An 18,173-nucleotide genomic window follows, 5' to 3' on the forward strand; every position below is an offset into this window, starting at 1 on the left:
TAGCGATGACAAGACCATCAAACTGTGGAACCTGCAAACCCAAACAGAGCTCGCTACCCTCAGAGGGCATAGCCAAGGGGTCAATAGCATCGCATGGAGTCCGGATGGCCGGATATTGGCTTCTGCTAGCGATGACAAGACCATCAAACTGTGGAACCTGCAAACCCAAACAGAGCTCGCTACCCTCAGAGGGCATAGCCAAGAGGTCAATAGCGTCGCCTTTAGCCCCGATGGCAAGACCTTGGCTTCTGCAAGTAATGACATCATCATCAAACTGTGGAACCTGCAAAGCCCAACAGCGAGCGATCCCCTCGCCGAGCATAGCAAAGAGATCAATAGCGTTGCCTTTAGCCCCGATAGTAAAACATTGGCTTCTGCAAGTAATGACAAGACCATCAAACTGTGGAACCTGCAAAGCCCAACAGCGACCGCTACCCTCACCGGGCATAGCAAAGAGATCAATAGCGTCGCCTTTAGCCCCGATAGTAAAACATTGGCTTCTGCAAGCTATGACAAGACGATCAAACTGTGGAACCTGCAAACCCAAAAAGAGATCGCTACCCTCACCGGGCATAGCAAAGAGGTCAATAGCGTTGCCTTTAGTCCCGATCGCAAAACCTTGGCTTCTGCAAGCGCCGACAAGACCATCAGACTATGGACTTGGGATTTTGATAAACTGATGGCATTAGGCTGCGAGTCAATAAGTGATTATCTCAAAAACAACCCGAAAGTGACAGCAGAGGATAAACAGATGTGTTCTGATTACCTCAACCAAAAGTCCATCAAAAACGACTAGGCAAAAACTTCCCGCGAGCAAAATGCGCGCACTACATTTTTTTCACCACCACTTCCACCTTTTCCGTCGTCCATTCCTCACTCGCATCAGTCACCACCCGAATATTTCGCTGAGGGTTATCTTCATCCACCACTGCTGACAATAATTCTCCCAACGCAGTAGTAGAAATTTTATCACCAATTCCTGGACGAGGTTGGTCTAAGGGTGGCAACTCTAATAACTCAAAATTCGTTGTATCCACTGTCGCAAATACTTTAATAACATCTACCCCTTCCTGATAATTTTCTGGTAATTCCATGTTAAACTTAGTTTCTTTGGATGATTCGGGGTATACAGGTTCACCCCCAAGACCTTTAGGGTAGAATTTGACAATACTAAAATCTGCCTGGAGAATCAAAGCCGAAATATTTAAAACTTGCTTAGATTCATTGTAAATTCGCAGGGTAATTTTTTCACCTGATTCCAACACCGGCACCTGACTATCAGCATTCAAAACTACCTCTTGTCGTTTGACATATTTAATCACTTCCACCTTAAGTTTCCCATTCAAAGGAGCAGAACCATCCTCATTATCTAGCTCCAAAATACTCTCATATCTGGCAATATGAATTAAGCGATGAATGAGCCTTTCTGTGGCTTCAGGTTCATCAAGTTTGATGGGAAATAGAAGATTTTTAACAGGTTTTTTATTACTATCCAAAATCCAATATTCCCCTTCCAGATTGAGAGAAACAAAATAATCCACATTCTCATCTTTTTCATCTTCCGAGCAAAATTCTATCCAGCGATGACCTTCAACGTCCTTTTTTGTATTTTGGAGGCTAATCGGTAGTTGTGCCACATTGACACCAGGAATTTGCGGTAACGGCGAAGGCAAAAGAATGCGAATTTTACGAATTTGTTTTAATCCAGGCGATAAATAGACAGCAGGTGAACCTATTTCAATTATTCCTTCTCTTAATTTAGGATGGAGTTCTCTGGTTATAAATTCGTTGTGTAGCATCGTTACTTCTGCCCAACAGTCGGATGCTCCCACTTCTACAACTTTAACCGTAGCAATGCGATTATCGCTGTTTTCAAAACTCCGCGTCCAGAATCGAAAAATCTCGAATTCTGCCCCTTTTTTAAGGCCGTTAGCTTCACCCATTTGTATTTGGACTCGGTTTTTGGGAATATCTACCTTCATCACCGGAGCGTTACGGCTAGTAACGACAGATTGACCGCCCAAAAAAGTGCGATTGGTCTCGCCAATCAACATCGGTGTTTGTCGTTTAAAGTCATTACGAACTAGATTAGAAATATGCTCGTACAAGTCTTTAACAGGAATGTTTGTCCCGTGTTTTCGCAAAGCTTTGAGCAAATAATAAGTTAAAGCGCCGTTGCGTTCCGTACCTTCAAAAACCTTTTCATAAGCAAATTCATGATCCCGACAAGCTGCTATTAAGGTATAACCTTTCGGTTCTGGTAACAAACCATTGACGACGGTAATATTGCGGCTATATTCTGTTGAAATTTGCCAATTTTGGGCTAATTCCTGAAGTGGTGCAACCAAACTATCAGTTGGTCGCTCCATCATGTCAATAAAATCGCCACGGCGCACATTCCAGTCGTCTGTTTCTATGTCTTTGGTTGCGCCACCGGAATGACAGCTATCGAGTACGAGGGTTACAACTAACTCTTTTGCCACCATTTCTTCCAGGAGTTTGGCAAATTCCAAATCGCGCAAATAGCGTGAGTTTGGTTGACCGATATCGCAGGGAACTAAGGCTTCATCTACACCCATAGAACCCTTGAGGCTTTCAAAAATTGTTTTCGCCCGTCCGCCGTGACCGGAGTAGTGAATATATACTCGGTCTTGAGGTTGGGCTTTGGCGGTTAGTTCTTTGAATTTGGCGACGATATTTTCATAAGTTGGTAGGAGTTCTGGGGGTTCTTGGGGTTGGTTGGGATTGTCGGAAGCAGTAGCGGTGAGTTTAATAATTTGGTCTGGTGTGAGGTTGAAGGTGTCTTTTAAATAGGTTTCGACGTTGTTAATATCCCGCACGCATCCCCGCAAGTTTTTGTAGTAGTTACCTTCTGGTAAGCGATGGGGGAAGTAGAAATTGATGCCGATGAGGAGGGCGTGGAAGTTGGGGGTTTGGTTAGTCATGGTTGTTGGTGGGTAAGGGTTTGGGAAAAGTTTGATTTTTATATGGGAGTGAGGTGGGGTTTTTTATGCAGTTTTTCCTCTAAAATTCTCAAAGCTTTTTGCATAAATCTTTGTCAATTTCAAGGGCATCTGCATCATTAGGATTAGGTATAAGGTAATTGTCTATGAAATTGCATCCTTCCTTAACTAAATAACCAAAATCTAACCGCCACAGTCTCACGGTCTTGTCAGTACTGCCAGTAGCCAGCAGCTTGCCATCGGGGCTGAAACTGACCGCAAAAACCCAGGATGTATGCCCGCTGAGGGTTTTAATTTCTTTGCCGGTGGAGGTATCCCACAGTTTCACGGTCTTGTCATCACTGCCAGTCGCCAGCCGCTTGCCATCGGGGCTGAAACTGACCGCAAAAACCCAGGATGTATGCCCGCTGAGGGTTTTAATTTGCTTGCCGGTGGTGGTATCCCACAGTTTCACTGTCTTGTCATGACTGCCAGTCGCCAGCCGCTTGCCATCGGGGCTGAAACTGACAGCCCAAACCAACTCTGTATGCCCGCTGAGGGTTTTAATTTGCTTGCCGGTGGAGGTATCCCACAGTTTCACTGTCTTGTCATCACTGCCAGTCGCCAGCCGCTTGCCATCGGGGCTGAAACTGACGCCCCTAACCCTGGCTGTATGCCCGCTGAGGGTTTTAATTTCTTTGCCGGTGGAGGTATCCCACAGTTTCACTGTCTTGTCATCACTGCCAGTCGCCAGCCGCTTGCCATCGGGGCTGAAACTGACGCCCCTAACCCTGGCTGTATGCCCGCTGAGGGTTTTAATTTCTTTGCCGGTGGAGGTATCCCACAGTTTCACTGTCTTGTCATGACTGCCAGTAGTCAGCCGCTTGCCATCGGGGCTGACAGCACTAAGCGAGTCTGTAGGCCCGCTGAGGGTTTTGATTTCCTTGCCGGTGGAGGTATCCCACAGTTTCACTGTCTTGTCACGACTGGCAGTGGCCAGCAGCTTGCCATTGGGGCTGAAACTGATAACCCTAATTGAGTCTGTATGCCCGCTGAGGGTTTTAATTTCTTTGCCGGTGGAGGTATCCCACAGTTTCACTGCCTTGTCATCACTGCGAGTTGCCAGCAACTTGCCATTGGGGCTGAAACTGGCATCCCAAACCAACTCTGTATGCCCGCTGAGGGTTTTAATTTCTTTGCCGGTGGAGGTATCCCACAGTTTCACTGTCTTGTCACGACTGACAGTGGCCAACAGCTTGCCATTGGGGCTGAAACTGACATCATTAACTCCGTCTGTATGTCCGCTGAGAGTGTTAATTTGCTTGCCGGTGCTGGTATCCCACAGTTTCACTGTCTTGTCATCAGCCCCAATGGCCAGCAGCTTGCCATTGGGGCTGAAACTGAAATCATTAACTCCGTCTGTATGCCCGCTGAGGGTTTTAATTTCTTTGCCGGTGGAGGTATCCCACAGTTTCACTGTCTTGTCATCACTGCGAGTTGCCAGCAGCTTGCCGTCGGGGCTGAAACTGACAGCCCAAACCCAGTCTGTATGCACGCTGAGAGTTTTAATTTTTTGGCCGGTGGAGGTATCCCACAGTTTCACTGTCTTGTCACTACTGGCAGCAGCCAGCAGCTTGCCATTGGGGCTGAAACTGACATCATTAACTCCGTCTGTATGCCCGCTGAGGGTTTTAATTTGCTTGCCAGTGGAGGTATCCCACAGTTTCACGGTGTTCTCACTATTGCCAGTGACCAGCAACTTGCCATTGGGGCTGAAACTGACAAGATAAACCGAGGCTGTATGCCCGCTGAGGGTGTTAATTTGCTTGCCGGTGCTGGTATCCCACAGTTTCACTGTCTTGTCATCACTGGCAGTGGCCAGCAGCTTGCCATTGGGGCTGAAACGGACAGCATTAACCGAGTCTGTATGGCCGCTGAGGGTGTGAATTTCCTTGCCAGTGGAGGTATCCCACAGTTTCACGGTGTGGTCACTACTGGCAGTGGCCAGCAGCTTGCCATTGGGGCTGAAACTGATAGCCGAAACCCTTTCTGTATGGCCGCCCAAAGTGTTTGGTGCTGCCACATTAGACACTGTATTTAATAATGACAATTCTACGTAGGTGTAGGTATTAGCATCTACCCAAGGTGTACGTCGCATTTGCACAACCGCTTTTAAACTTGTTTTGAGAGCTTTCGTCCCATCTAAATTTAAAAGCCCGTCGGAATATTGAGCCAGAGAATAAATTTGATTGATAGCAGCACGCCACCAACCAACACCAGCTAGTCCTGCTAAAGCCAAAGCGATCGCCGAAAAGCCACTTAGCCCAATAATTGTCAGTCGCCGCCTGCGTTGCTCCTTTTGTCTTTCTCTATCCCGTTCTTTAACACTAACCTGAATAAAATCTCGCTCTTCCTGGGTCATTTCATCGGCACGTTGACGCAACCAATCTTCTGCCACAGTCAACGGCACACCCCGCAACATTGCCCCAGAGTCATGGTTATCATTTTTCCACTCGCGTAACGCCACCTTCAGCCGTTCTTGCCAAGTCCGAAACTGACGGTTAGCATTTATCCACTCGCGGAGAGTTCCCCATTGCCGAATTAGGGTTTCATGCACCAATTCTACGGTATCTTCCTGTTCTTGCCGTCCCGTCACTACCAAACGCGCTTGATATCCAGCTAAATAACTGACCAAATTCCAGTTATCTTCCCCCACTTCCGCACGGCTAGCAACGCGCCTGGTATCCTCCGTTCCTTCCCCCGGACGCACTAATTGCACAAATATTCGCTGTGCCTGTTTTTTCTCGGTTTCACTCAGTTTTTGATAAACCTGTTCGGCATGATTGGCAATGGCTTTTTTCACCCCGCCAATTTCTTCATAAGCTTGGTGAGTTAACTCTCGGTTTATTTGCTTTTCCCATAACCGAGTTACGGCAAATTCTAATAAGGGCAAATTTCCCGGTTCTTCCTCCACATCATCAAGAATGCGTTGGGTTAATTGTGCCTCAAATTCTACTTCCAGCTTTTTGGCAGGTAATTCAATTGCTGCCTGTAATTCCTCCCATTTCATAGAACTGAGTAACTGTGGTGTATACTCCTGGAACGCATCCCGCAACGGACGATAAGAAAGGGCATAACCGTAAAAGTCAGCCCGTAAAGCCAAAACTAATGTAATATTTTCTTGTGCAATAGCCGTTAGTAAACCATCAGCAAAATGTTCCTGTTCTTTTTTTAGCTGAGAAAAAGTGTACAGTTCCTCAAATTGGTCTGCAACTAACAACAACCGTTTACCTGGGTTGCGCTCTAAAATGCGAGATACGAGTTGCTGCAAAGTGATTCTACCGTTTCGCAAATCACCTGCTAGCCCCATTGTTTCCCGCAGTTGTTGAGTTTCACCTGCTTCTGGTTCTAATTGCCGCACTAAGGCAAAAGCTAACTGCACAAACGGTTCTTTCCCCGGACGGAAAGATGCAATTAACCAGTTTCCCTCTTTTCGCAATTTGGGAATTAATCCCGCATATACCACAGAAGATTTACCGCTGCCGCTTGGACCAACCACTGTTACCAACGGTTGTTTGTGCGTTACTTCTACTAAATTACTGACAAATTTTTCCTGTCCGAAAAAGAAGTCGGCATCTTCTTCCCCAAAGGCAGACAATCCTTGGTAAGGATTGGGCGGAATCACATCTTCAACAGCAATTACACCCTGAGCAATCGGAGAATCAATTAAATTCTTTTTCTTGAAAACAGGAGTTTCATGCTCTCGGAAACTCATCATCTGCGAGCAACCTAACTCGTAGGCTTCTTCTAGCGTATATCCAGCAGCGATCGCATCATAAAACCCCACGGCAAAGGCAATGGATGCTTGATCCCCCACGGCTTTATTCATGCCAATGACATAATTAACATAATACCTAATTGCCTCTGCTTGTACCTCTGAATAACAAGCATTGAGGATGACGCATTCTACACCTTTTTTAGCAAATAATTTAAACATACTAGCTAGGGCGTTTGTCTGCACCAGCGCCATTTTTCCGGTATCGTCTTCTAGGACAATTCCCTCCGATCCAGCACCATGTCCGCAAAAGTGGACTATGTTGGGTTGATAATCTAAAATAGCTCGGTAAAAGTCACGGGAACGCACGGCCCATTTTTGTTCTAATTTATACTGTTCCCGTTTATTTGCCCGTCGCAATCCTTCGTCAATTTCCCGGATCTCTTGCTCCAATCGCAGCGGAGCGGTATTGGTGGGATTGGCTGCCAGAATTAAAATTGTTTTGACTGGGTTGTTGTTAGTCATGAACTCGGGAATTGCTCTGGTTTTCTGGAGCTTTTACTTCTGTTTCCTTAAGGATAGTTCTTTTACTTAAACGGGTAAAGGTATTTCTATTACTATACGGTTCAGTCTTAGTATACCCAACTGGCAATAAAATCTTTGATGTGCGTTAAGTAACTTTACAGGGTGACAGAATGTAAAGCTATGATAACCAGCGGGATTGATGTGCTTGATTTGTTCAACAAATTTAACTGTGTTTGCTTGATTTTCGGTTCGATAGTAACTTTCTGGCGATTGAAATGTTATAGCAATCCTTGCAGGAGTCGTAAATTTTTGATCCCACCCCAACCCTCCCCTTATCAAGGGGAGGGAGTAAGAAATTCACAATGATTTAGGATGGCTATACATACTTAGCAGCAGTTTGATGGGACGATCGCACTTGTCTAAAGAATGGTTAAGATTTCCGATGTGTAGCTAGGCATTCGTTAAGCTATATTGACGGGTTTTCACTCATCAGCTTGGCAGGCAAAGGATAATCAGCAATATTCTAGTTAACCATAGTCGGGAGACAAGTAATCATGGCAGAAATTGAAGTTCTTGTAGAAAGTTTGTGGGAACTTGATGAGGATCAGCTAGCAGCACAAATTGGCGATCGCGCTCAAGCCATAGGAGATGATGTGGCTGGACTTGGAAGCAGAGGAATAGACTCAGCTTCCCTGGATTCTATTGATGTGAATGTGGCGGCTAGAGCATCGATCGATCCCAGGCTCCTAGAAGCTGGCCAGCGGTTGTTCGATCGCGTAAATCCCTTAGTTTACGAGCTGATGTGCAAACCTCTGGGAAACGATCCACAGACTCAGAAAATCCTGGATGAAGCGATCGGCCAGAATTACACTAAAGCTGCTGGGATGTTAGCTCCTGTTCTAATCTCTGGACTGGGACTTGCTCCTGCTATTGCTACTCTCCTCGCTACGTTGATTATCAAAAAGATTGCCAATTATAGCGCTACTGCAATTTGTGACAACTGGAAGCAAAACCTGCCCAAACCCACAAGCTGAGCTATAAACGGAACTTCCACCGAAGGCGGAGGAAGTTCTGTTCCAAGTTTGGTGAACTCGATCGCGCTAACACCTCAAGCCATTTGTTCGCGGGTTTTGAGAGCGACAATTCCGTCGGGCTTCAAACCTTTTTTCTGCTGAAATTCCTTGACGGCTGTATCTGTTGCCGGCCCAAATTCACCATCAACCCCAACTACAACGCCAGCCTTTTTCAAGCCTTCCTGAAGCTTGATTACATCTGAGCCTTCCATTCTGGGCATCGCCAAGCGCAACGTTCTGGGCTTGTCATCCCACGGCGCTTTAGCAAACCCTTGAGCAGGCGATCGATTAAGTGCATCCTCGGTTTGGGGGCCAAAGCCGCCATCCTCGCTAATCTTTGCATCCGGGTTGTTCTGATTCCAAAGCTGCTGAAATGCGAGTATTGAGTTACTGCGAAGATCGATCGTGCCGTCGCCTATGTAGTCGAAGTGAGGCGGATCGCCCGGTAATGGCTGCCAGCCATATTGCATCAAATAAGATTCCCAGCCTCTGGCATCTTCAATGTCGATCGCTAGCCCTGTTTGGTGATTGCTGGTGCCTGGTGGCGCTACAGGATTAGAGTTGTTGAAGCGATCGTTATACAATAACATTTGCTGGGCGATCGTGCGGTAGGCAGAGTTCACCTGCATCGTTTGACCTCGATCTTGAATGGCTCTCTGAAGTGCCTCTTTTGCCGGGGTTTGTACGTAGGGAAAAGCTGCCTCCAGCAAGTCTACATTAAGGTCATCAAAACTGACAAAGGCATCTGGCATCATCAGTTGCAGTTGATAAATCAACTGTTGAGATAAGCCATTAACCACGGCAGTCGAAGACATCGGGGCATCTTGGAGCAATCCCGGAAAACTGCCTCTAAGTTCCAACATATCCCGTTGGACAAATTCTTCACAGGCTTCGATAATTACAGGTTGATTAAATAGAATGTCGCTTGAGTTAGTCATGGTTGTATCCAATCAATTTGAATTTGTTCAGTCCTGGATTCATAAACTCTATCCGTAGGCGATGCACACCGCACCTTACCTCCAGAGAGCTTGTGAAAATTACTTGATTGTGTCAGTCTAATTGGTTGCACAATCGATTTTATAGTCCCAATTCTTTGCGTGTTTGGGCACCGACAACGCCATCTGCGGTTAGCCCTTTTTGCTCTTGAAACTGTCGCACAGCACGATCGGTGTCTTTACCAAAAACGCCATCTGCTGAAACATTTATTCCTGCCGCGATCAGCGCTTCTTGGACTTGACGCACATCCTCACCTTCGATTATTGGCTCGGTAAGTGTAAGAACCCGAAATTCAGGCATTCCTAAAAACAGAGCTTGCTCGGCCAAGCGCCTGCGTGTCAGCCCTGGCCAGGGTTCACCATTGACTTTATTCCACACAGGAAATTGATTGCCTGCTCCTTGATAATCTCCGTTGTTCAACAACTTCAGAAGAGTTGAACCTCCAAAACCTTCTGTTCCTGGGCCCACGTTGAAGCAGAAGCAAACCAGTGCAGAAAACTGGTTGTCATCGATCTCAATTTCAACGGCATCCTCAACATAGGATTCAAACTTTTCTAAATCTTCTCTCAGCAATTCTTCTGCTTGCGTTTGGCTAATAGTAAGTCCTGGATAAACATCATCGCCAGTGTGTCCGTAACCAATTGTCCAAACTCCACCGCCATCATCATAAGCAGCGAGTTCACATCCTTCAAAGGTAGTGAGAAGCTTGAAACCTTCTTGATTGATATGCTTTGAACCTCTGGGTTCTACCACATCAGGAGGTTGTTCGTCTGGAGGATGAATATAATATGTTTTAGCCACACTGAAGCTTAAAGCATCAATTAATGCTTTTACTTGCCCATTAGTCTCCGTGACTTTAATAGCTAGGTCGTCTTTGATTTCGTATACGCGACCATCGCCGAAGATTTCCAACGATCTTTTTGGCATTTTAGTTTTTCCTTTTTACAAAGTAGGTTCAGTCAAAAGAGGCATCTTGAAGATCCGAACGCAAAAGTTTTGCCTATCTTGAAAATGAGTGAAAAGAGTCTATTAATTAATGATTTCGATCAAAAGTCTTGGCTTGACGGGTGATTGGGTTATTATATAGGTCTGTTCCACAGTCATGTTCGCGCTTTCCGCAAACATTTACAAAAATTAATTAACCTTGACTATCGGCTTTCCCCATCTCTCTGATTCACTACGCGCAGTTTTGGCTCATATTCCGCCGATGTAACTCATTTTATTGCAATAGTCCGGACAGTTTTTAATTAGCAGTCTGAAACCCGGGATTTCCCGGAAAGTAATACCAATTCACTATGAAGATACACTAAATGAGGCTGATGTCTTTCTGGTGGGAACTATATCCTTAGCGTTATATTAAGTGCAGCTTCATAGTGAATTGGTATAACTCGATATGTAAAGCTATCATCGCAAGAGCGATCGCTTCGTCAGGACTTACGCACCAAGTGCTTTGACTCGCCGCGAATTATAGCGACTTCAGTCCTCGGATTTTATGAGGACTGAAGTCCGAACGATCGAACCAGTTTTACTGTTCTTGGCTAGACAATGTAAGGAGAATCGATCGCCTTTGCCCGATTAATCGCCACCAAAGTCTGGTAAATCAAAGCCGAAATCTCAGCGCGGGTAATATCTCGCAGCGGCGAAAGCCAATCGCGGGAAGGATAATTAACCACAATCTTCAAAGCAGTTGCGGTGGCGATCGCACTCAAAGCATAATTAGGAATTTGAGAGCGATCGTTGTAAACTTTCAAAGAATCAGGATTGCCGCCCTTGAGTTGCAAACCGTTAACCAAAGACACGATCGCGTCAGCCTTAGTTAAATTCTGATTCGGGCCGAACTTCAACCCCGGAAACCCCGCCAAAAAGCCCCCCCGATTTGCCCGTTCGATCGCACTTCTCGCCCAAAAAGTAGCAGAAACATCAATAAAATTTGTAGCCGGCACCCTCGGAATCGGACTAAACGCACTCACCAACAGCGCCGCATATTGAGCACGGTTTAAACTGTCATCAGGCCGAAAAGAACCGTCAGGAAAACCGCTAATTATATTCGCCGCAGCCAAAGCTTCAATAAACTTCTGTGCCCAATGTCCAGAAATATCGCTGAACACCGCACCGCCGATATTCGGATTGCCGCCGCCCTTTCTCACTGCAGCTTGCACAGCTTTAAAAGCATTCACTTTCCCGTAACCAAACCAATCGCTGCGACCGTTGTTAGGATCGTAATTTCCCATGCGATTGCCCAACTGAGGATCGGGATCGAGATCGACAATTTTCTCAGCAGTTTGTTCGAGAATTCCCCGCACTTCCCGCGCCGTCAAACGGGGGTTAGCCGAAAGTATCAACCCTGCAACCCCAGCGACTACTGGAGTGGCGCTGGAAGTACCGCCAAAAGTATCAGTATAGTCCCCCCAGTCGTAGCCCCGATCGCCCACTCGATCTGCAGTAAACACCCCCAAACCGGGCAAATACTGCGTCACCTGCGGCGGCGTGCCGATATATCCGGTTTCTGGCAACCAAGTTCCCGGCGGCGCGTTGTTGCTGGGGGCGCAAACCGAGATGCTGCTGCCCCAATTGCTGTAGGCTGCTTTTTTGTTGAGGGAAGTGGAAGCGCTGACGGCAATTACGTCGGGGTGAACGGCAAATCCGTTTAGCCATCTAGTTTGACCGCCCAGGATGTTGTTGGGCCAGCCTTTTTCGTTAATTGTGCCGTTGACTGGGCGGTTGGCATTCCCCGCCGCGAACAGAATAACGCAGCCTCTGCCGCCCCGCCCTTGGGTTGCGGCTTTGGTGATAACGGCACTCTGCCGCAGGGAAAGGGGATAGTTAACGGCAGCAGGCCCCCAACTGCAAGAAATGACAGCGGCACCTTTTTCGATCGCCCAATTAAATATTTTTTCGACAGAATTGTCATCTAGAAAACCACTGGTACGGATGGGCATCAGGGCGCATCCGGGGGCGACGCCGACAATGCCTTTGCCGTTTTCTTCAGCAACGGCGACGCCGGCACAACTTGTGCCGTGGTTGTCTGAGTCTGCGACTGGCATCGGGGAAGTGTCGCCCTCTTTGAAATCGATGGGTGAGACGATTTTGCCTTGGCCTTGAAAATCTGGGTGGGTGATGTCAACTGAATCGTCGGCGATGGCAATTACGATCGATCGAACTCCACGAGTCATGTCCCAAGCTGGTTCTGCATAAATTTGAGCACCGCCGACAAGTTGGTTGCCGCCTTTGTTGTTGAGATACCACTGTTTGGGATAAAGCGGATCGCGGGGCGTGTAATGCTGCTGCGTCTCTACTAAAATGTTTGGTTCCGCTACCAGAACTTCTGGATATCTTGTCAGGCGGTTGGCAATTTTGACCGGGTTTTCTGTTGCTTGTTTTGTGACTTCGCAGACGAAGGTGTTGGGAATTCCTTCTACTAGCCGGACTATTTTTAAAGCTGCTGCATTGGCGATCGCATTTCGCGATTGTTCATCTACTTGTTCGCCAAATTGAATGGTAATTTGGTCGGTTAAATAAAAGAATGTACTCGGATTGTTCGCGGGGCAATAGACGTGGCTGGCAAAAGCTACGGCATCGCTGGCGCGGGCTGCTTGCATTGCTGCTTCTAGGCTAGAGGGCGCAACGAGATATTCATCGAGATTGCTTTGGCCGACGCGGCGGTTGAGTTTTGCCCCAGTTGTTGCAGCCCAATCGTTTGAGGCTGATGCTGTTGATGAGGGGCGGACTGTAAAGCGATCGTCCGCTTTTGACAGCAGCAATTCGTCGCCGCCACGCTGCAAAATCACTGCCAGACTTTCATCGGGGACTCCGATACCTTGATAATTTTGGAGAGTGTCGGAGGTCGGTTTGCTGGGTTGTACCATCAGAAATATTCCTGTTTAATTTTGATGTAGATTTATCAAACATATTTATAAGCTGTCAGGGATGTTTTCACCCTGAGGGGTTTGAAACTGTAATTAACAGCGGTAGGGTCCGTCACAAGCACCTTACTAACTCCATTAGTCTCAAGCGAGAGAGACCAAAGTTTGTGTAGGATAGGTTTCCATCGGCGATTTTTATTCGATGGCTGAGTGTTTTTTAGATAAACCACCTCACAGAAAACTCGTTTTGAGCTTTTCTGGCGATCGCACCCTTTGACATTTCAACAAATTTGGTTTACACTTAGCCGGTTGCGATCGCCAATGGTAAGATCGGCTCAAGCTAAATATTTTTTTAAAGCGCACAGGCGCAAAGTAATTTCATGGTATACTCTGGAACTGTTTGCTGGCTTCGCTCCACTGCCCGGATTACGATCGGGGCGATCGCAGCTTTTACCCTGTTGCAACCGCTCCAAGTCCAAGCACAACAACCTTCTGGGCCAGAGAACCAACCCCAAGTCGAACCCGCCGACGACCCCACAGACCCCAACAATCTTCGCCCTCTAACGCAAGACAGCAGCTTGCTTAGCGTCCCAGGAGGCCAGCGTTTGATGACAGAAGCCAGCAGTGCTATTTCCTCTCAGAATTACGCACTGGCTACTCAAAAACTCCAAGAATCCCGCCAAATTTTCAATCAACTGTCCAACTTCTACCAACAACTGGGTAGCAGTTTTGCCGGAATTGACATCCGCTTGGCCGAAAGCCACCGCACCAAAGCTGTAGAAACGGCCCAAATGCGCGACGAAGCTACTTACCGGCTGGCGTTGGTACACCGGGCGCAAAATAAACCGGAACTGGCTGTCCCCCTGCTGATTCAGATTATTCGATCGCAGCAGCCAACTCGCGACTTGGGCAAGAAAGCTTACCAGCAGTTACTGGAATTGGGTTTTGTGGATTCGCCCTTTCCCCGGCCTGCCAGCAGTCAACCGAGCTCATCGAAAAAATAGTTCCACTAAAATCTAAATTACAGCCGTTTATCAGAGAAACCAATGGTTACACCGTCTCAAGTAGCAGAAATGATTAAGGCAGGGTTGCCCGACGCTAAAATAGAAGTTGAGGATTTGACCGGCGGCGGTGACCACTACCAGGCGAGAGTAGTCTCTGCAGCCTTTGAAGGAAAAAGCCGAGTACAGCAGCACCAACTGGTCTACGGCGCTCTCAAACAGGCAATGGCTAGTGAAGCCATCCACGCTTTGGGCTTGGAAACCTTAACTCCCGCAGAATGGGAAGCGAAAAGTCAAGTTGCTTAATTGTTGACTTGCTAGCGGGTATCACAAGTTTGTGCGGGTGTCAATAGGTGCTTGAAATACAACTGCTCCACTTACGCACAAAAACCAAAGAAACCGGGTTTTTTTACCGGAATCTATGGCTGTAACGAAAGATTTTCGTAAAAAACGCGGTTTCTGCGTCAGTCAACGTTTAAAAATTTTCAAACAATATTAGGACCTACCATGAGTACAACAGCACATCAAAGAATTGACGAGTTGGTTAAGCAAAACAAAATCATGGTGTTTATGAAGGGCAATAAGTTAATGCCCCAGTGTGGTTTTTCTAATACTGTGGTGCAAATTCTCAATACTTTGGGAGTGCCTTACGAAACAGTTGATGTTTTAGCAGACCAGGAAATTCGTCAAGGCGTTAAAGAGTATTCCCAGTGGCCGACAATTCCCCAAGTTTATATCAACGGCGAGTTTATTGGTGGCTCGGATATTATGATCGAGATGTATCAAAAGGGCGAATTGCAAGAAGTTGTAGAAGTGGCTTTGGCTTCTTAAATTAGACAGAAAAAACATATCCCCGACTTCTTAAAGAAGTCGGGGAAATAACAGCAATCGCGTTTTACGTTGAATTAGGTTGATTTACTTAATTATTCGTTACCAGGCAAAGCCTAGGAACGCAATGCAGTCGGCTAGGCATCGAATTTTTAGGCTCCCAAAGCGAGGCCGAGCCTGTGGACATCGGTTCCGAGGCATAGCCAGGGAACCCGTTAAAATTGCCAATTCCCAATTCCCAATTCCCAATTCCCAATTGCCAATTCCCAAATCATCAAGGGTTTATCAAACCGAATTTGCTATTTAATAGTAGTCTGATTCAGCCTGTGTCTGTGTCTGTGGCATTACAAAATTGGAGGGGTCGTGAATGTAACGCGCTGCTTCTTCCTCTAGTCTGTGAATCAGATAGGGTTCCAGGCCGTTGGAATGCCGCAGGGCTGCTAAATAGCCGTCTAAGTAAAGCCGCAGGTCATCGAAGCGATAACCTCTATTCCACATTTCGACGAGGGCGTCGGTGAGTTTTTGGTAGTGCCGGATTGTTTGGGTGTCTTGTAGCATGGTATGAGCTTGAAATCCTTTGTGGTTTGTATAATGACGGCGGGATTTAGGAACGGCCTCGATTGATGCTGAGTGGCTCAGCTTGAGGCTATTTCTAAATAAAAGTTTTTACCCTGCTCAACAGGCTACCCTCCATAAAAAATTTCACTCGTTGCAATGCAGTTGCTCGACTTTTTGCGCGCACCTAGATAATTCGCTGTGCGTTTAATGGAGTCGGGATGTGGCTGAATTTGACGGTCAAAGTGGCTGAGTGTTCCGGCTACCGAGCGAACGGTTGGAGGAATTCTAGTTTCACTTGCGCGATTTGTCAACCTCCTGGGAGTGGGGGCTGGGTCGGGGGGATCGCTTTTAGCAGGCGGTTGGGGCATGGGATCGATCGGCTTTACACTGTCTTATTTTCATTGTAAGCTCATCGCCAGAGTGATTTAACCTTTCTGCAGGCTGACCCTCCGAAATTAGCCCAATCTGTAAAATTCCTACTTTGGGTGTGTCGGCTGCTTTAAACGCAGCTAATGCTTGAGTAGCGATGGTTACAAAAGCTTGACAAAAGCTCTGTTAACCTTGTAGCAATTAGTGATATGGGAAGCTCGCCTCTGTGGAATCTGCAAGTATTTCAATTGTTGAAGGGAATCCGCACCTGCGATCGCTCTTGGGCTGGCATCTACAGCAAGTCGGTCACTGGGTGCACCAGTCAGCGGATATCAGTCACGCTAGGGAAATATTTTTCAGCCGTCAGCCAACCCTAGTCATTCTGGATGCCCAATTGCCGGATGGGGACGGTTTGGAATTTTGCCACTGGCTGCAACAGCAGCAGCAGTCGCTGATTTTGATGCTGTCGGCGCGGAATTCGGAATCGGATATTGTTGAAGGTTTGAAGGCGGGGGCAGACGATTACCTGACTAAACCCTTTGGGATGCAAGAATTTATGGCCAGGGTGGAAGCTCTGATGCGCCGCAACCGCACGATGGTACCGCCGGCGACGCTGGAGTGCGGGCTGCTGAAAATTGACTTGGTGCAGCGCCGAGTGAGGTTGTACGAGGAACATATTGAGCTGACTCCCCAGGAATTTAGCTTGCTGTACGTGCTGGCTCAAGCTGGAGGAGTGCCGCTTTCGCGCTCGGATTTGCTGCGGAGGGCCTGGCCCGATGCTATTGATAACCCCCGGACGATCGACACTCACGTACTCTCTCTGCGTAAAAAAATCGAAATCGACCCGCGACAGCCGAGCCTGATTCAAACTGTACGGAATGTCGGCTACCGACTGAATCTGGAGTTGTTGAATGGGAATCAACGGCTTTCTCCGCTGGTACCCGGAGCTGTAAGTTCTTAGACTACGATCGGGCTATAAGTCGGATTTTATTTTGGGAATTGATTGGCGATCGCATCGGTTTTCGCCGCCATAATAAAGTCATTGCGGTGCAGTCCAGAAATCGCATGAGTCCACCAAGTAACGGTAACTTTTCCCCACTCGGTTAACAGTGCGGGGTGATGTCCTTCGGTTTCTGCTGCTTCGCCGACGCTGTTTGTAAAGGCGATCGCACTTTTGAAATCCGGGAATTTGTAGGTGCGTTCTATTTGGGGAACGCCATTTTTTTCGATTAAATTCCAGTCGGGAATTTGAGGTTTTAGCTGGACAATTTCGTAAGCAGTCACGCGGGGAGAGTTTGGGCGGCAGGCGGCACAGCGTTCTTTTGTTAAAGGTTCCATAAATTGCTTGTTAGCGAGAAGATGCTAAAAGATATTATAGACATTTTCTAATCGCAGCAAGTAGCTGGGCGCAACGTAACTAGCAAAAGAGGCAGCGGCGATCGCAGTTTCGCTCAGAAGTTATAACACCCGTTTCATGTTATTATAATATGCGAATCTGATTGTGAAGATTGATTTTACTACACTAAAAGTTTGTTTGTAAAGTTCAATTCACGATCGGGCGATCGTCCTTTTTTACCTATACTGATTAAAAGAGCGATCGCACTTTCGAGTTAACATCTTGAGTGAATTTTCTTGTGGGGTGTCCCGCCCGCCGATAAGCAACAGGCTTTCCGGCTTGTTCCACAAATAAGGAGTTTTCTTGTGGGTTAGCAACAGGCTTTCTGGCCTGTTGCACAAATAATAAATTTTCTTGTGGGGTGTCCCGCCCGAACAGGTTTTCCGGGCTGTTCGACATTAGATGCACCACAGTTTACTCACTTTCTTCTTCAACTTTTTCTACATCAATCGCCGTTTTCTTGAAAGGACAATCATTACAACAATAGAGTTTTGATACTTCCTCGCTGTTTAAAGTTTGTTCGAGAGGGCAACGCGACACTTCCTTTTGATTTTTGTCAAAGCAGAGGTGGAAACCTACTAATCCAAAAGTAAAAACTATCCCCGCCGAAGAATTGATGGCACCGACTACAGTACCGAGAATCGCCTCTCCAATCATCCATTGATGCTGTTTTGATAACTTCATAAACCATTTCCAACTCAACTAATTTGAGTGTGGAATTTCGGGATACCCGAAGGCAAAGAATGGCTGGAACTGTGCTAGAATCGGCATTATACCAATTTAATATGAAGCTGCATAGAATAGGGCTTCAAGAATAAAATTGTAAGATGACAACGAACAGATTTGC

15 protein-coding genes are annotated in these 18,173 nt (G+C 46.9%); 6 read left to right on the top strand and 9 right to left on the bottom strand.

Annotation, left to right across the window (positions count from 1 at the left end; genetic code table 11):
- Positions 1-796 (top strand): WD40 repeat domain-containing protein (locus QUA42_RS24095; protein WP_333140751.1); only part of this gene is annotated, 796 nt, incomplete at its 5' end.
- 31 nt (positions 797-827) lie between these two features.
- Here the strand turns inward: QUA42_RS24095 and QUA42_RS24100 are convergent.
- Together QUA42_RS24100 and QUA42_RS24105 are read right to left on the bottom strand one after the other, a co-directional pair.
- A complete protein-coding gene (locus QUA42_RS24100; RefSeq protein WP_333140753.1) occupies positions 828-2,945 on the bottom strand; it encodes a caspase family protein in 2,118 nt (705 codons plus the stop codon).
- 88 nt (positions 2,946-3,033) lie between these two features.
- Positions 3,034-7,242 carry an nSTAND1 domain-containing NTPase gene (locus QUA42_RS24105; RefSeq protein ID WP_333140755.1) on the bottom strand — a complete coding sequence of 1,403 codons (4,209 nt, stop codon included), beginning with the start codon at positions 7,240-7,242 and terminating at the stop codon, positions 3,034-3,036.
- 554 nt (positions 7,243-7,796) lie between these two features.
- Here QUA42_RS24105 and QUA42_RS24110 point away from each other — a divergent pair.
- Positions 7,797-8,276: a hypothetical protein gene (locus tag QUA42_RS24110; protein ID WP_333140757.1), complete on the top strand. Its 480-nt coding sequence runs from the start codon at positions 7,797-7,799 to the stop codon at positions 8,274-8,276.
- Positions 8,277-8,350: 74 nt separating this feature from the next.
- Here the strand turns inward: QUA42_RS24110 and QUA42_RS24115 are convergent, their stop codons facing one another.
- The 3 genes from QUA42_RS24115 to QUA42_RS24125 form a co-directional block, all read right to left on the bottom strand.
- The gene (locus QUA42_RS24115) at positions 8,351-9,253 is read right to left on the bottom strand and encodes a peptidoglycan-binding protein (RefSeq protein WP_333140759.1); all 903 of its coding nucleotides are present in this window, start codon (positions 9,251-9,253) and stop codon (positions 8,351-8,353) included.
- Between the two features lie 139 nt (positions 9,254-9,392).
- Complete coding sequence (locus tag QUA42_RS24120; protein ID WP_333140761.1) at positions 9,393-10,238, bottom strand: glycoside hydrolase family protein; 846 nt, start codon at positions 10,236-10,238, stop codon at positions 9,393-9,395.
- Between the two features lie 611 nt (positions 10,239-10,849).
- Entirely contained in the window at positions 10,850-13,177 is a 2,328-nt protein-coding gene (locus QUA42_RS24125) for a S8 family serine peptidase (RefSeq protein WP_333140763.1), read from the bottom strand.
- 377 nt (positions 13,178-13,554) lie between these two features.
- Between QUA42_RS24125 and QUA42_RS24130 the strand changes: the two genes are divergently transcribed.
- The 3 genes from QUA42_RS24130 to grxD all read left to right on the top strand — a co-directional run bounded on the left by QUA42_RS24130 (position 13,555) and on the right by grxD (position 15,006).
- Positions 13,555-14,178, top strand: a complete 624-nt coding sequence (locus tag QUA42_RS24130) for a hypothetical protein (RefSeq protein WP_333140765.1) — start codon at positions 13,555-13,557, stop codon at positions 14,176-14,178.
- Positions 14,179-14,220: 42 nt separating this feature from the next.
- Positions 14,221-14,481: a BolA family protein gene (locus QUA42_RS24135; RefSeq protein WP_190657703.1), complete on the top strand. Its 261-nt coding sequence runs from the start codon at positions 14,221-14,223 to the stop codon at positions 14,479-14,481.
- A 201-nt stretch (positions 14,482-14,682) separates the two neighbouring features.
- The gene (gene grxD / locus QUA42_RS24140) at positions 14,683-15,006 is read left to right on the top strand and encodes a Grx4 family monothiol glutaredoxin (protein WP_006634036.1); all 324 of its coding nucleotides are present in this window, start codon (positions 14,683-14,685) and stop codon (positions 15,004-15,006) included.
- A gap of 300 nt (positions 15,007-15,306) precedes the next feature.
- Here the strand turns inward: grxD and QUA42_RS24145 are convergent, their stop codons facing one another.
- Positions 15,307-15,561 carry a DUF6761 family protein gene (locus QUA42_RS24145; protein ID WP_333080667.1) on the bottom strand — a complete coding sequence of 85 codons (255 nt, stop codon included), beginning with the start codon at positions 15,559-15,561 and terminating at the stop codon, positions 15,307-15,309.
- A 595-nt stretch (positions 15,562-16,156) separates the two neighbouring features.
- Here QUA42_RS24145 and QUA42_RS24150 point away from each other — a divergent pair.
- A complete protein-coding gene (locus QUA42_RS24150) occupies positions 16,157-16,891 on the top strand; it encodes a response regulator transcription factor (RefSeq protein ID WP_333140767.1) in 735 nt (244 codons plus the stop codon).
- Between the two features lie 26 nt (positions 16,892-16,917).
- On the opposite strand, the gene QUA42_RS24155 is transcribed toward QUA42_RS24150, so the two are convergent.
- From QUA42_RS24155 to QUA42_RS24165, 3 genes are all read right to left on the bottom strand, one after another.
- Positions 16,918-17,268 carry a 4a-hydroxytetrahydrobiopterin dehydratase gene (locus QUA42_RS24155; RefSeq protein ID WP_333140769.1) on the bottom strand — a complete coding sequence of 117 codons (351 nt, stop codon included), beginning with the start codon at positions 17,266-17,268 and terminating at the stop codon, positions 16,918-16,920.
- Positions 17,269-17,515: 247 nt separating this feature from the next.
- A complete protein-coding gene (locus QUA42_RS24160) occupies positions 17,516-17,725 on the bottom strand; it encodes a hypothetical protein (protein ID WP_333140771.1) in 210 nt (69 codons plus the stop codon).
- Positions 17,726-17,740: 15 nt separating this feature from the next.
- Positions 17,741-18,010, bottom strand: a complete 270-nt coding sequence (locus QUA42_RS24165) for a hypothetical protein (RefSeq protein WP_333140773.1) — start codon at positions 18,008-18,010, stop codon at positions 17,741-17,743.
- Positions 18,011-18,173: the final 163 nt, after the last annotated feature.

Source organism: Microcoleus sp. Pol11C2 (assembly GCF_036701505.1).
Taxonomy (GTDB): Bacteria; Cyanobacteriota; Cyanobacteriia; order Cyanobacteriales; family Microcoleaceae; genus Microcoleus.

Coding starts and splice junctions, on each gene's coding strand:
- QUA42_RS24110 (WP_333140757.1), top strand. CDS start 7,797: ATGGCAGAAATTGAAGTTCTTGTAGAAAGTTTGTGGGAACTTGATGAG.
- QUA42_RS24105 (WP_333140755.1), bottom strand. CDS start 7,242: ATGACTAACAACAACCCAGTCAAAACAATTTTAATTCTGGCAGCCAAT.
- QUA42_RS24100 (WP_333140753.1), bottom strand. CDS start 2,945: ATGACTAACCAAACCCCCAACTTCCACGCCCTCCTCATCGGCATCAAT.
- QUA42_RS24125 (WP_333140763.1), bottom strand. CDS start 13,177: ATGGTACAACCCAGCAAACCGACCTCCGACACTCTCCAAAATTATCAA.
- QUA42_RS24155 (WP_333140769.1), bottom strand. CDS start 17,268: ATGGAACCTTTAACAAAAGAACGCTGTGCCGCCTGCCGCCCAAACTCT.
- QUA42_RS24115 (WP_333140759.1), bottom strand. CDS start 9,253: ATGACTAACTCAAGCGACATTCTATTTAATCAACCTGTAATTATCGAA.
- QUA42_RS24160 (WP_333140771.1), bottom strand. CDS start 17,725: ATGTCGAACAGCCCGGAAAACCTGTTCGGGCGGGACACCCCACAAGAA.
- QUA42_RS24145 (WP_333080667.1), bottom strand. CDS start 15,561: ATGCTACAAGACACCCAAACAATCCGGCACTACCAAAAACTCACCGAC.
- QUA42_RS24135 (WP_190657703.1), top strand. CDS start 14,221: ATGGTTACACCGTCTCAAGTAGCAGAAATGATTAAGGCAGGGTTGCCC.
- QUA42_RS24130 (WP_333140765.1), top strand. CDS start 13,555: ATGGTATACTCTGGAACTGTTTGCTGGCTTCGCTCCACTGCCCGGATT.
- grxD (WP_006634036.1), top strand. CDS start 14,683: ATGAGTACAACAGCACATCAAAGAATTGACGAGTTGGTTAAGCAAAAC.
- QUA42_RS24120 (WP_333140761.1), bottom strand. CDS start 10,238: ATGCCAAAAAGATCGTTGGAAATCTTCGGCGATGGTCGCGTATACGAA.
- QUA42_RS24165 (WP_333140773.1), bottom strand. CDS start 18,010: ATGAAGTTATCAAAACAGCATCAATGGATGATTGGAGAGGCGATTCTC.